This is a genomic window from Prochlorococcus sp. MIT 0801, assembly GCF_000757865.1.
Taxonomy (GTDB): Bacteria; Cyanobacteriota; Cyanobacteriia; order PCC-6307; family Cyanobiaceae; genus Prochlorococcus_B.
Map to the genome: position 1 here is coordinate 235,063 of NZ_CP007754.1, position 14,407 is coordinate 249,469.

At 35.1% G+C, this 14,407-nt stretch carries 11 protein-coding genes; 3 read left to right on the forward strand and 8 right to left on the reverse strand.

The window, feature by feature from the left end:
• Positions 1-27 precede the first annotated feature (27 nt).
• The 4 genes from EW15_RS01225 to mnmE form a co-directional block, all read right to left on the reverse strand.
• Positions 28-1,143: a histidinol-phosphate transaminase gene (locus tag EW15_RS01225; RefSeq protein WP_038650959.1), complete on the reverse strand. Its 1,116-nt coding sequence runs from the start codon at positions 1,141-1,143 to the stop codon at positions 28-30.
• Positions 1,143-2,966, reverse strand: a complete 1,824-nt coding sequence (argS, locus tag EW15_RS01230) for an arginine--tRNA ligase (protein ID WP_038650962.1) — start codon at positions 2,964-2,966, stop codon at positions 1,143-1,145. The genes EW15_RS01225 and argS overlap by 1 nt, the downstream gene beginning before the upstream one ends.
• Positions 2,967-3,033: 67 nt before the next feature.
• Positions 3,034-3,897, reverse strand: coding sequence for a carboxylating nicotinate-nucleotide diphosphorylase (nadC, locus tag EW15_RS01235; protein ID WP_038650964.1), 864 nt, complete (start codon positions 3,895-3,897; stop codon positions 3,034-3,036).
• 304 nt (positions 3,898-4,201) lie between these two features.
• The gene (mnmE, locus tag EW15_RS01240; protein WP_038650967.1) at positions 4,202-5,596 is read right to left on the reverse strand and encodes a tRNA uridine-5-carboxymethylaminomethyl(34) synthesis GTPase MnmE; all 1,395 of its coding nucleotides are present in this window, start codon (positions 5,594-5,596) and stop codon (positions 4,202-4,204) included.
• Positions 5,597-5,666: 70 nt separating this feature from the next.
• On the opposite strand from mnmE, the gene EW15_RS01245 reads away from it, so the two are divergent.
• Positions 5,667-6,122 (forward strand): DUF2062 domain-containing protein, encoded by a 456-nt coding sequence (locus EW15_RS01245; protein ID WP_038654967.1) that lies wholly within the window; start codon positions 5,667-5,669, stop codon positions 6,120-6,122.
• Positions 6,123-6,179: 57 nt separating this feature from the next.
• Here the strand turns inward: EW15_RS01245 and EW15_RS01250 are convergent, their stop codons facing one another.
• Entirely contained in the window at positions 6,180-8,507 is a 2,328-nt protein-coding gene (locus tag EW15_RS01250; protein WP_038650970.1) for a bifunctional (p)ppGpp synthetase/guanosine-3',5'-bis(diphosphate) 3'-pyrophosphohydrolase, read from the reverse strand.
• A 55-nt stretch (positions 8,508-8,562) separates the two neighbouring features.
• Here EW15_RS01250 and EW15_RS01255 point away from each other — a divergent pair, with 55 nt between their 5' ends.
• Positions 8,563-10,167 (forward strand): ABC transporter ATP-binding protein, encoded by a 1,605-nt coding sequence (locus EW15_RS01255; protein WP_038650973.1) that lies wholly within the window; start codon positions 8,563-8,565, stop codon positions 10,165-10,167.
• Here the strand turns inward: EW15_RS01255 and EW15_RS01260 are convergent.
• A complete protein-coding gene (locus EW15_RS01260; RefSeq protein WP_038650975.1) occupies positions 10,151-11,131 on the reverse strand; it encodes an RluA family pseudouridine synthase in 981 nt (326 codons plus the stop codon). The two genes, EW15_RS01255 and EW15_RS01260, sit on opposite strands and share 17 nt — an antisense overlap.
• The gene (ylqF, locus tag EW15_RS01265) at positions 11,131-11,994 is read right to left on the reverse strand and encodes a ribosome biogenesis GTPase YlqF (RefSeq protein WP_038650978.1); all 864 of its coding nucleotides are present in this window, start codon (positions 11,992-11,994) and stop codon (positions 11,131-11,133) included. Before ylqF ends, EW15_RS01260 begins: the two co-directional genes overlap by 1 nt.
• A 480-nt stretch (positions 11,995-12,474) precedes the next feature.
• On the opposite strand from ylqF, the gene pgk reads away from it, so the two are divergent.
• Entirely contained in the window at positions 12,475-13,683 is a 1,209-nt protein-coding gene (gene pgk, locus EW15_RS01270; protein WP_038650981.1) for a phosphoglycerate kinase, read from the forward strand.
• 35 nt (positions 13,684-13,718) lie between these two features.
• On the opposite strand, the gene EW15_RS01275 is transcribed toward pgk, so the two are convergent.
• On the reverse strand, positions 13,719-14,198 hold the full coding sequence (locus tag EW15_RS01275) for a hypothetical protein (RefSeq protein WP_225866580.1): 480 nt from the start codon (positions 14,196-14,198) through the stop codon (positions 13,719-13,721).
• Positions 14,199-14,407: the final 209 nt, after the last annotated feature.

The following is a 14,407-nucleotide window of genomic DNA, read 5'->3' on the forward strand; positions in this document are numbered from 1 at the left end:
TTTGTAGACGTTATCAAATTATTTGAGCTATACTTCGTCGACAATTCTGAAAGCTGACCAGAATCTTTTCATTTGGTCAATGGTTCCTATGCTTACTCTGATAGAGCCTTTTAAATTTTTTTTCTTATCCATATTTCTAATTAGAATTCCAGATGATTTTAGCTTTTGCTCAACTTGTTGTGGTTTTGATTTTGGCCAAAGTAGAAAATAGTTTCCTCCGTCAATATGATGCTTGACGTGGTGCTTCTCGAATTGATCCTTGATCCAATTACGAGCCTCAAGCACCTTCTGTACATATGAGTCAATATAAGATTGATCTTTAAGTGCTGCAAAAGCAGCGATCACGGCAAAGCTGTTGACGTCATAAGGACCAGTAACTCTATTAACTATATTAATTACTTTAGAATGACCAATAGCAAATCCAATTCTTAAACTTGCTAAACCAGCAGTTTTAGAAAGCGATCTTAATACAACAAGATTAGGTGTTGTTTGGAAATTTACAAATGGCAGAACACTATCACCTGTAAACGCCTCGTAAAGTTCATCCACAACAACGAGTGTTTTAGATGAAAGTTTGCTGATTTCTATAATTCTTTCTGGGCTTAATCTTGTTCCAGTGGGGTTATTGGGGTTGCAGATGAGTAAAATTTTCGGATTATTTTGCGTGAGGAATTCGCAAATACTCTCAAATGGATATTGAAATCCCCCTCCCTCATAAGGTATTGCTTTGATTTGCATTCCTCGCATTTGTGCGCAAGGAGTATAATATCCAAAAGTAGGCGATGTTGTTAGCATTAGATCATCAAAGTTGCCATATGCGTGAAAAATAGCATTTATTGCTGCATCTACTCCATTAAAAATACCAACTTCAGATGAGTTGATATTCACATTTGAATTTTTTTTGATGAGACTCTCTACTACTTTTTCTTTTAAACCTGAGTATTCAGGATAAACAGAGATTTCATCTCTGCTTATTTCTCTGAGAGATTTAAGTACTAGTGGGCTTGGTCCAATAGTGTTTTCATTAAAGTCTAGTCTTAGTAAATTTCGTCTTCCTTCCAGTGGTGCTGAATATGGCTGTAAATCCTCGATATCTTTCCTGGGGTTTGGTAGATCAACAAATGAATTTTCTATGTTTTCCATTACATTCTCTCCAGAGTGGGGATGCCTAGCAAACTCATCCCCAGTTTAAGTGTATCTGCAGTGATAGAGCATAAAACAAGTCTACTGGCTCTTGAAGGTTCACTTGCTTTTAAAATAGGAACTTGATCATAGAATCTGTTAAAGGTCTGACTTAATTCAAATAAATACCCGCATAGACGATTAGGAAGCAGTTCTTTTTCTACTTCAGCGATAATAGAATCAAGTTGCAATAGCTTGCGAATTAAGTCCCATTCTTGTGATTCATTAAACTGAATATTCTGACTTGATACATTTAAATCACCACCTTTGCGAGATATTCCGGCAATTCGTACCAATGCATAAAGTAAATATGGTGCTGTATTACCCTGCAAAGAAAGCATCTTGTCAAAACTAAATTGGTAATTAGAAATTCTATTTTGGCTTAGATCCGCATACTTGATTGATGCAATCCCGACAGTAGTAGAAACTTTATCTATAAAATTTTCATTTTCGGATCTGCTTTCAGTATTGAGACGATTTTTAAGATCGTCTCTTGCTCGTTGAATTGCTTCATCAAGAAGATCTACTAGTCTAATTGTCTCACCAGAACGAGTTTTTAACTTCTTACCATCTTCTCCTTGAACGAGACCAAAGGGAACATGCTCGATTTGACAATCTGTAGGAATCCAATTTGCAAGCTTTGCAATTTGAAAAACTCCAGAGAAATGTGATGCTTGCCCGGCATCTGTGACATAAATTAAACGGCATGCTCCATCTCCATGCGGAGGGATAGTTAATCTGTATTTAATCGCTGCCAAATCAGTGGTTGCATAATTAAAACCTCCGTCACTTTTTTGAATAATTATTGGTTGAGGTTTACCATCTTTTCCGACTAAGCCATCAAGGAAAATACATTGAGCTCCTTGATCATTTATTAGTAATTTTTTATTTTTTAAATCATTAATAACATCTACTAAAAATTTGTTATAAAAGGATTCCCCTCTTTCAGTCAGCTTGATATCAAGTCGATCATAGATCTTTTGAAACTCTTTTCTGGATTGATTGCAGAGTAATTGCCAAGCAATCAGACTTTCTTTGTCACCTGCTTGTAAATTAACAACTTCACTTCTAGATTTATTTTGAAAGATTAGATCTTCATCAAATCTTTTCTTTGCTTGACGATAGAAATTCACGAGATCGCTTATTTCTACTACATCTTTTGTATGGAGTACCTCTGGTACAACCTCTTTTAGATGAGTAATAAGCATGCCAAATTGTGTACCCCAATCCCCTACATGATTGAGTCGTAAGACTTCATAACCGCAGAATTCAAGAACCCGTGCGAGGGAGTCTCCAATAATTGTTGATCGTAAGTGCCCAACATGCATTTCTTTAGCAATATTTGGACTGGAAAAATCAATAATCACGCGGTTATTACTTTTCCCCTCTTCTATTTTGTCAGTACTGAATTTTTTTAGAGGCACTCCCAATCTTTGATCATTTAAACGAAAATGGATTTCAGATATAAGTGTTTTTGAATTTATGGATAGGTTTATGAAACCTGGACCTGCAATTACTGGTGGATCACATATTCTAATGAAATCATTATCTTTTTGTAGTTGATTCGCTATTTGTTGTGCAATATCACGGGGAGGTCGTTTGATTTCTTTTGCTAGTGATAAAGCACAATTTATTTGAAAATCTCCAAATTCAGGCTTGGATGCGGGGACTAAATTAGAACCTGTAAGTACTGAAGAAGTTTTTGAACTTCGATCCTCTTGTGGGAATACTTTGATGAAAGCTCTATTAAGTGCTTCTTCTAATCTGGCGGATATTTCAAGCATGATGTTTATGGTTAGGTAGTTACTTTTAGGATTTTTAGAGGTTGTTAGAAAACTGTTTATTCATTTTTTAGTCAAAGCGCATACTGAAATCTATCCATTTGCTTTTAGTGATTGGCGCACTAGTTGAGATTAGATCAATACCTGTAAAAATATAGTCTGATACATTATTTGGATTGATTCCAGAAACTTCAATAACAATATTTTGGGAGACGTATTTGGACTTACTATTTTTTGAAAGTTGACGTAATTCTGGAACTAATTTCTCTATGGCTTGAACAGGCATTTCGTCAAGTAAAACTCCATCAGCCCCTGCTTCTACAGCTTCTTTCGCTTGGGAGGGTGTTTCTGCTTCGACTATTATTTTTTTTGTCCATGGAATAGTATTTTTTAAGATTTTGATACTCTCGCTAATCCCCTGCGACCATTCAATATGATTTTCTTTCAACATGGCAGCATCATCTAATCCAAGTCTATGATTAATGCCGCCACCACAATGAAAGGCATATTTTTCGAATACTCTCATCCCTGGAGTTGTTTTACGGGTGTCTGCTAACTTCACCTTGGATCCTGATAGTTCAGTTACCAATAGAGCTGTCGATGTAGCAATACCAGAAAGATGCATGGCCACATTCAGACTTACTCGCTCTCCTGCTACTAAGGAAGAGGAAGATCCTTTTAATTCTAGTAGTCTTTGATTCTTTCCAAATTTCTGACCATCCTCTATGAGAAGTTGAATATCAACTTTAGGATCAATTTTTCTAAATATAAGTTTGACCAGATCTCCACCACAAAAAGTCCCATCCTCTTTCGCAACCCAATGCGCTGATGCACTTCTGTCGCTGAGGACAAATCTTGTGAGATCTCCGTCGCCGAGATCTTCCTCAATCCATGTGTCTAATATTTTATGTAGCTTGGGTGAGCGAAGATCCACAATACAACAAATACATTTATTACTATACCAATCTTAAAACCATTATAAAAAATATCTTTTTCTATTTTTAAATTTCATCTACTTATCTTTATCTTAAAAATTAAAAAAAAAATAGAAATTTTTAATATTTTTTCTTTGTGATATGTGCACTATATGCTTTAATTAAATTACTTTCGATTGTTTCGATCTAGTGGACATTGTTCATAGTGTTAATATTATGGTGGCGCTATTAATTGGAGGGGTTTGCTATTACTTATATTATATTTTTACAATCGACAACCACTAGTATATAAAAATTGCTTTATTACTTGCCAATACAGAATTTTGAAAATATGTTATCAAGTAAGCTTTCTGTTAAGTCTTCTCCTGTTAGTTCGCCTAAATAATTAATCGCTTGTCTTAAATCGATTGTCCAGAAATCCCATGGAAGCTTTTCATCAAAAACTTTATTAATGTTTTCCAGAGATTTCATTGTGGATTTTGCTAGATCAAGTTGTCTGTCATTTAGAGCAATAAGCAATCCATGGGTTTGAGATGCACCAGATGTTTTTAGTAGGTCATTAATTAGGGTATCTTCTCCAATACCGGTTTTTGCACTCATAATCACTAGATTTTCTTTTTCTAATATATGTTTTGGAACTCTTTCAAAATTTTGATTATTCTTTAAGTCAGATTTATTTCCAACAATCAAGCATGGAATATTGATAGGTAATTGTTTTAGTATCGATTCATCATCGCTAGTCCAACCTTTTGAATAATCAAAGATTAATATGATGAGATCAGCTTGAATTAAAGTTTTTTTAGTTCTTGAAATACCAATTTTTTCTATAATATTTTTAGTCTCTCTTAGACCTGCTGTATCAATCAAAGTTACTGGTATTCCCTCTAAGATAATCTCACTTTCCAATAGATCTCTAGTAGTTCCAGGTAGGTCAGTTACAATAGCTTTTTCTTGTTTACAAAGCCTGTTAAGTAAGGAGCTTTTTCCTACATTAGGCTTTCCAGTTAGTGCAACTGTTAAGCCAGAATGAACCCAAGATCCTCTTTTAGCATTATCAATTAGTTCGTTAAGATCTTTTTTGATTGCGATAATCTCATTCTTTACATGTTTTTCATCTAAAATTGGAAGATCTTCTTCAAAGTCTATTCTTGCTTCAATTTCTGTTAGTTGCTCAATCAATCGTTTCCTGATGAATTGAATCGTAGTTTGAATATTTCCTTCAATTCCATTAATCGCTAGTTCTGCTGCTTTTCGACTCCTTGCTGACACCAACTCACTAATTGCTTCAGCTTGAGTAAGACTAAGACGTCCATTAAGCACTGCTCGTTGACTAAACTCACCTGGTTCTGCTCTTCGAACTTTTGGGATGGTAAGTATTCTTTCTAGGATCTTCTGGACTGCAATGATTCCACCATGGCATTGAATTTCTACGACATCTTCACCTGTGAAGCTTCGCGGTCCTTTCATTATTAAAATTAATACTTCATCTATATATATTGTTTGATTTGCTTCGGTTACATGTCCATAAAGCACTTTGTGACTGCTCCAATCGTGCTTTCCAGGAATATGAACAATCGTTTTAGTTATCTCGATAGCTGATGCGCCAGAGATCCTAATGACAGCTATACTTCCTTGACCGGGAGAAACGGCAGTTGCAATTGCAGCAATAGTATCTTCAGTAGGGGAAAACGAATTCATTAATCAATAATCACGCAATCTTCACTAAGATCAAATTTAGTTTTCTTTTTTGGACCAAGATTTTTTAAAAATGAAAAAAATCTTTCTAAATCTAATACAAAGAATTCGTAAATTTATCTCTTGGCTCTGGAATCAGGAAGGTTCTCCCTCTCAGAGAGCATTAGGGTTGGGCGTAGGGATATTTAGTGGTTGTTTCCCATTCTTTGGTTTGCAAACCTTGATGGGTGTGTTTTTAGCAAAAATTTTCAAGGGAAATAGTATTTTGGCTGCTGTTGGGACCTGGATTAGCAACCCATTGACTTATGTTCCTCTTTATTTTTTCAATTATAGACTAGGCTCTTTAATACTAAATAAAAATAAAAATATAGTAGATTTTAGCCATATAACTACAAATGAGTTGTGGTCTCAAGGTTGGTACTTGAGTTCTCGGCTGATAATGGGCTCGATATGTATGGGCCTTTTTACTGGAATCGTTGGAGGACTTGGTCTATATTTCTTGCTCAAAAAACTTTCTCATAAAATGTAAATTTTAATATATTAGATATCACTTTATTAAAGTCTTTGATTTAAAAAGTTAATTAAATCATGTTCGAGCAATATCTAAAACATCAACCATTGAACGAATTTGATTAATAGTGATTTCTAATTGATTAACACTTTCCAGCTCAACTTTCAGGTCTATGCATGCAGGCTTTCCATGTGAAGTTTGAACTCTTGCATCGATTACATTAATACCTCTATCAGAAAGTCTCATTAATATGTCTTTAAGTACACCTACTCGGTCAATAACTTCAATCCTTAATTGAATAGGAAACTTTTCTTCTTTGATACGTGCATTTGCATTCCACTGGACTGATAGTCTTCTGCTATTAGGTATTGATTCTAGATTGACACAATTAGTTCGATGTATGGTGATACCGTGATTGCCAAGCGCAATTGTTCCAAGTATTGCTTCTCCTGGTAGAGGACTACAACACCCCCCTAGTCGATAGTCAAGTCCCTCTAGTCCAACTATGGGTGAACATTTTGTTTGAGATAATTTAGATTTATTTGAAGCTAAATTTGCTTGTGCTCCAATTTGGTTTGCTAGCTCGATATCACTTAATTCGGTCTCAGGTACTTGGTTTAGTATTTTTATTTCTTCTCTGAATCTATTCATTACTTGATGTAAGGTTAAGGCCCCAAACCCAAGTGCAGCTAATAAATCATCCGCAGACTTTAGATTACATCTTTCCGCAACTTTTGTTATCGCATTGCCTTTAAGTAAATTATCAATTCCTTTACGACCAAATTCTTGTTCTAATAATTCCTTCCCTCTTGATATTGTTTCTTGACGATGACTTTTTTTATACCATTGTCTAATGCGATTCCTAGCTGTGGGTGTCGCAACATAATTTAACCAATCTAAGCTTGGATGAGAACTCTTATGAGTGAGAATTTCTACAAAATCTCCATTTTCAAGAGGTGTTGACAGCACACATAGACGGTCATTAATTCTAGCCCCATTGCAATGATTTCCTACTTCAGAGTGAATGCGATAAGCGAAATCGATTGCTGTTGAACCATTCCTTAATCCCAAGACATCTCCTTTTGGAGTGAAAACAAATACTTCCTCGTCAAATAAATCTTCTTTAATTGATGCTAAGTAGTCATTATGATCATTAACACCATCTTCTTGTTGCCATTCAACTAATTGACGCAACCAATTAAATTTTTCTGAATCAGGATTTGCTGGAGACCCTCCTTCCTTATATTTCCAGTGAGCTGCAATTCCAAATTCTGAAACTCTATGCATTTCTGGAGTTCTAATTTGTACTTCGATAGGTCTGTGCCTGCCAATTACAGCTGTATGAAGGGATTGATAGCCATTTGGTTTTGGAAGGCCTATGTAATCCTTGAAGCGTCCAGGTATTGGTCTGAATGTATCATGTACAACGGCAAGGGCTCGATAACATGTCTCGACGTCTGAGACAATAATTCTTAGAGCAGCTACATCAAAAATTTCATGAAACTCTTTTTGTTGTCTTTGCATTTTGCTCCAAATTCCATATAAATGCTTTGGTCTACCACTTACTTCACATTGATGAAGTCCTGCGGAGTTCAAACGATCTTTCAGTAATTGAACAGTTGTATTCAATCTCTCCTCTCTTTCACTACGCTTACTAGCTATCTGTTGTTGAATTTCGCGGAAGGGATCCGGTTCTAAAAGTTTAAATGCTAAGTCTTCTAATTCCCATTTTAAACGTCCTATCCCTAGGCGGTTCGCAAGTGGAGCATAAATCTCTCTTGTTTCTTTAGCTATTCGAGTTTGCTTTTCTTCTGCTAGGTAACTAATAGTACGCATATTGTGAAGTCTATCTGCAAGCTTGACTAGTACAACTCGAATATCGCTAGCCATCGCTAGAAACATTTTACGTAGGTTTTCGGCTTGAGCTTCTGTCCGATTGTTAAAATGGATTCCGCCTAATTTAGTCACACCTTCAACTAAATATCTAACTTCACTACCAAAATAACCCTCGAGTTGTTCTGGTGTGATGTCTGTATCTTCGACGACGTCATGCAAAAAACCTGCTGCTATTACGCTAGCACTTGCACCAATTTCTCTTAATAAGTCAGCTACTGCAACTGGATGGGTTATGTAGGGCTCACCACTTTTTCTGAATTGTCCTTTGTGTAATTGATATGCAAGATCAAAAGCAGCAACTAAAAGCGCTTCAGAATCTCTTGGGCAACTTGCGCCTATTCCCGGTGGTATATTTTTAATGCAATTTTTTAACCATTCTGGCAAAATAATTTCATAATCATCAATTTCTTTAATCTGATGAGTTCTAAGTTGTGGCTGGCCATCAAAAAATTCATCACAGACCGAATTTGTCTGGTTTGAATTTTGTGCAGAGGTGACTTTTGGCATAAGCACCGACGCTTAATTTATTTTATTCAAACTCAACATTTCCTGCTACCTTTTTATGAAAAATTGCTCAAAAGAAGTTTTAAAGATAAATAAACTTAATGCTATTTATCCAAATAATACTACTTACGTATTAAACGGATTAGATCTGAAGATGAAACGTGGCGAGAGTCTTGCATTAGTTGGTAGTTCTGGCTGTGGAAAAAGTACTGTTGCTAGGGCTATAATTCAGCTTCTTCCGAATGGATGTGTTTGTGATGGTGAGATTTTTTTAAATGGAAAAAATGTATTAAAACTAGAAGAGGATTCTTTGCAAACTATTCGGGGGCAAGAGGTTGGATTGATATTTCAGGATCCAATGTCACGTTTAAATCCTTTAATGACTGTTGGTGATCATTTGGTGGATACTTTTAGCGCTCATGATAACTCTGAACCAATTTATAACTTAGTAAAAAAAGCTAAAAGCTTATTAGAAAAAGTTGGAATAGATCCTATAAGATTTAACTCTTTTCCACATGAATTTAGTGGAGGAATGCGACAACGTATTGCAATTGCTTTGGCAATTTGTTTAAGACCTCCTTTGATAATTGCTGATGAACCTACGACTAGTTTGGATACAATAATTGCTGATCAAATCATGAGTGAATTGAGTTTACTTTGTGATGAAATTGGGTCTGCTTTGCTATTGATAACTCATGATTTAGCGATGGCATATAAATGGTGTAATAAAATCGCAATACTTGATTATGGGCAAATAGTAGAATCTGGAAATATTAAAGAGATAGTTGGTAATCCAAAAACTGATATTGCTCAGAGATTAGTTAATTCAGGAAGAATTTTAGAGGGATCTGAGAGAGAAATATTGACTAAAAGAAGTTCATTATTGAGAGTCAATAGATTAAGGTGCTGGCATAATTCAGGCTTTTGGCCCTTCAATTCTTTTTGGTTGAAAGCGGTTAATGAAGTTACCTTTTCTCTGTATGAAGGAGAAACTCTTGGTATCGTAGGCCCATCGGGTTGTGGTAAGAGTACTCTATGTAGAGCTTTGACCGGTTTATTGCCTATAAGAGGTGGAAGTGTTTTTTTCCTTGGTAAGAAGATTTCAACAATCAATAGGAAATCTTTAAAACAATTACGTAAATATATTCAAATTATTTTTCAAGATCCTTCTGCTTCTTTGAATCCTAAGATGACAGTAATGGATGCAATTATGGATCCAATTCTTATCCATAAATTGTTAAGTCCATCTCAAGCCAGAGAAAAAGCTCGTGATCTTTTAGAACTTGTTGGTTTAATGCCTACAGTAATGTATGAACAACGTTTACCTTTTCAACTTTCAGGCGGACAACAGCAAAGAGTAGCTATTGCAAGAGCACTTGCACTTAATCCTAAAATACTTATTTGTGATGAAAGTGTGAGTATGTTAGATGCAGAAATTCAAGCAGAAGTTTTGGAGTTACTACGCTCTTTGCAAGAAAATCTAAAACTATCTATGTTATTCATAACTCATGATTTATCAGTTGCGGCAGGCTTTTGTCACAGAGTATTAGTGTTGGATAAGGGACAAATTATTGAAGAGAATTTTGGTAACAATTTGTTAAATTATCCTCAAAAATATCTAACAAAAAAAATGGTAGAAGCCTGTCCTAGAATTCCAAAGTAGTATTATGTTTAGGTTGTAATACTTTTATAAGTCTTTCAAAATCTTTAGGCAATGGAGCTGTGAATTTCATTTTCTCTAATGTCATTGGGTGTATTAAACCCAATTCAATTGCATGTAATGCTTGGCCACCAAGTTTAATGGGTAATTTTTTACATCTACTATAAGTTTTGTCTCCAATAATAGGATGACCAATGTGTGCACTATGAACACGAATTTGATGTGTTCTACCTGTATCCAGTTTGAATTTAAGAAGAGAAAAATTTCCTATATTTTTAATTAATTTCCAATGTGTACAAGCATATCTACCAGATTCCTCATCAACAACAGCATATTTTTTTCTATCTTTTGGATGTCGGCCAATACAGCCGACAATCATGCCTTCATTATCTTTAATAGCTCCATGAACAACAGCAATATAATTTCTTGAGGCTACTCTTTTTTGTATTTGAATTTGCAGCTTAACTAAGGCTTCTTGCGTCTTTGCTACGACAATGCATCCAGTTGTGTCTTTATCTAAACGATGAACTATTCCAGGTCTTAATTTACCTCCAATGCCAGGTAAGTTTGGGCAATGATGGATTAATCCATTGACTAAAGTTCCTGATTTATTTCCTGGTGCAGGATGAACTGCTATTCCTGCTGTTTTATTAATGACTATTAGATGATCATCTTCATACAAAATATCTAAATCAATTTCTTCTGGCTTTAAATAAGGAAGAGGCTCGGGTGGTGGAACCCAAAGTTGAATTATGTCACCTGGCCTAATGGGAGTTTTTGCTTTTCCAGTCTTACCATTAACTCTTGCGAACCCCGCTTCAATGAATTTCTGAATATGAGCTCTACTTTGTTCGGCCCGTTGACTTACTAGCCATCTATCAAGCCTCATAGGCAAAGGTTTCTTATATTCACCTTCAAATAATTCACCTGGGCCCTGCCCAAATTCATGCTTGATTTCTTTATCCATTAGGGGAGTTCAAGAGAGATATTCCCCAATAAATTTTTGCGAAAATCATCAAGTAATCTTTGAGACATTCTTAGAGTATCTCCGGAAGTGTGACGTTCTGCTGCTGAAAGTAGCCATGAATATTCGTCTTTAATTGTTTCATTGACAAGTATTCCATATCTGTTTTGAAGACACCTTGACTTGATTCCCGCTTCTTGAATGTTTTCTAATCTCTCAAGAAGTTTCATAAGGCTAATGGCGACCTGTTCAGTATCGTATGCGGCCTGACCAATATCATCACAAATAGCCAGTTTTAATGCGGCATTTTGATCTTCGAATCTAGGCGGAAGAACTCCAGGAGCATCCAATAGATCTAGATCTTGTCCCAATCTTACCCATCGCAAACTTCTGGTGACCCCAGGTTTTCTTGAGCTAGATACAACTTTTTTTTTAACTAGTCTGTTAATGAGAGCAGATTTTCCTACATTTGGGAAACCAAGAGTTAGAACTCTAATTGCACGGTTTTTCATCCCTCGGTCAAGACGCCTTTGATTTAACTCTTGCCCAGCACGAATAGCGGCCTGTTTTATTTGGAGAACGCCTGTACCAGCTTTTGCATCACACCACCATGGGACTTTGCCCTCTGATCTTAGTTTTTTATCCCATGCATGATAGGCATCAACATTGATCATGTCTTTTCTATTAAGAATTAATATTTGCTTCTTTCCTTTTAACCATTTTTGGAGATATGGGTGAGAAGTGGCAAGTGGTATTCTTGCGTCTCGCACTTCGAAAACTAGATCAACTTTATTTAGATGCGCTTTTAATTGTTTTTCTGCTTTAGCAATATGCCCTGGATACCATTGTATGATTTGCTTGTTCACGGAATTTAAAAAATAATTTGGTTGAAATTGATTAATCTAAAAATTGTAAAAGTTGATTTATGATTTATTTTGGAAGTGTAGTTTTCAAAATCCTAAGTTCAACTTATCATCTGAAAAGATTAAATAAGTTGATAATAATAATGGAATGATTCATAATATCCTGAAGAGACTTAAATTTTATTGATCAATCTAAATTGATAGAATTACAATATTTAATAACCTGCCAATAGAAAAAACTTTCTCATTTTGCCAGATTAAAACAAAATAGATATCTAGCTTTACATTGCAAGTTTATTTTATCAGTAACAGCAGGTAGTTTGAAGAGTGATTAATTTTTTTCAGTATGGATTTTTAATATTTGGAAACCCGTTTTTCGGTTTTCAAGGGGTTATGCAGATTTTTTCTATGTCTTAGTAATTACCCAATTGGTGCCTTTAAAGAGCTATGGTCACTCAGTTTACTTTCTGAATCCCATACATTATGTCTAAGCGTTCCCTGTCAAGTCTCGGCGCTGAAGACTTATGCGGCAAACGTGTTTTAGTGAGAGTTGATTTTAATGTCCCATTAGGAGATGAGGGGCAAATAACTGACGACACAAGAATTCGTGCTGCTTTACCAACTATTAATGACCTCTTAGAGAAGAGTGCAAGAGTAATTCTTTCCGCTCATTTTGGGAGACCAAAGGGAGAGGTTAATGAAACAATGCGTTTGACTGCTGTTGCTCAAAGACTTAGTGAATTGCTTGGAAAAACAGTTATTAAAACTGACAGTTGTATAGGAGTAGAAGCTAAGTCAAAAGTTGATGCTATGTCTAACGGTGATGTTGTCCTTTTGGAAAATGTTCGATTTATTTCTGGTGAAGAAAAAAACGATACTGAATTTGCAAAAGAATTAGCTTCTTTGGCAGAAGTCTATGTAAATGATGCTTTTGGAGCTGCCCATCGTGCACATGCTTCAACTGAAGGAGTTACAAAGTTCTTAAATCCTTGCGTGGCTGGCTATTTAATGGAAAAAGAACTGAAGTACCTTCAAGGAGCTATCGATCAACCTAAAAGTCCCTTAGCAGCAATAGTTGGAGGTTCAAAAGTTAGTAGTAAGATAGGTGTCTTAGAATCTTTAATTGATAAATGCGACAAGATAATCGTTGGTGGAGGGATGATATTTACTTTTTATAAGGCTAGAGGATTATCGGTTGGTAATAGTCTTGTAGAAGAAGATAAGCTTGAATTAGCTAGTGCTTTGGAGAAGAAAGCAAAAGATAAAGGTGTTGAGTTTCTTTTGCCAAGTGATGTTGTGTTGGCTGATAATTTTTCTCCTGATGCAAATAGTAAACTTTCAAAAGTAGATGCTATTAGTGAAGGTTGGATGGGATTGGATATTGGTTCAGAATCAGTTGAACTTTTTCAGAATGCTTTGAAAGATTGCAAAACGGTTATTTGGAATGGACCGATGGGTGTCTTTGAATTTGAGAAATTTGCAAAAGGAACAAATGCAATCGCAAATACTTTGGCTGAATTAAGTGCTCAAGGATGTTGCACAATTATTGGAGGTGGAGATTCAGTGGCAGCAGTTGAGAAGGCAGGTTTAGCGAAAAACATGTCTCATATCTCAACTGGGGGTGGCGCAAGCCTTGAACTTTTGGAAGGGAAAGTGCTTCCTGGAGTTGCTGCTCTAGATGATGCTAAATAATTTAAATTTAATTTGCTAATTGATAAAAGTAGGTTTTATGAACCTACTTTTATTTTTTTTGTAAAGGAATAAATCCCTTCTGGATGAGTAATTATTGCTGAAATAATTTGAGAACCAGGTTCTAATGGTGCTTGAATATATTTAAATAGACCACCTGATTGATTAGGCATAATACTAAACAGATCATTCGATAGATTCATTTTCTGATTATTTTTAAGTATAATCATTCCACCAGCTGTTAGTGAATTATCTAACGGTTTTTCAATAATTAAATTTATTTCATATCTTTCGCCAGTAAGAACTTTATCTGGAGAAATTATTTTTACAATTAGTGGAGATTCCTTACTACTAAGAATTGATTCTTCATCGATAACCTTATAATTTTCTATTTTATTTTTGTAAGTTTTAATTTCAACAGTTTGTTTAGTATATAGATTATAGATTTTATCTCCAATTGTTCTAGTAGATTTAATTTTTACATCTAGAAGTGAATTTGTTGAATCATTTCTAATCATTTTGATTGACCATTTTGAATCTTTGTATTTGTTTCTAAAAGCTAAAGAGTGTTTATTAAATTTATAGTATGATTGTTTTGAAAATAGGTCTTTCAGTAAATTATCCTTTCGCTCGTTAAGGATTTCCTCTAATTTATTGCTTAATAACTGATTATTTATATTTTGGCTTAAAGCACAATTGATCAATAGTGGATGTAGGAATAAAAAAC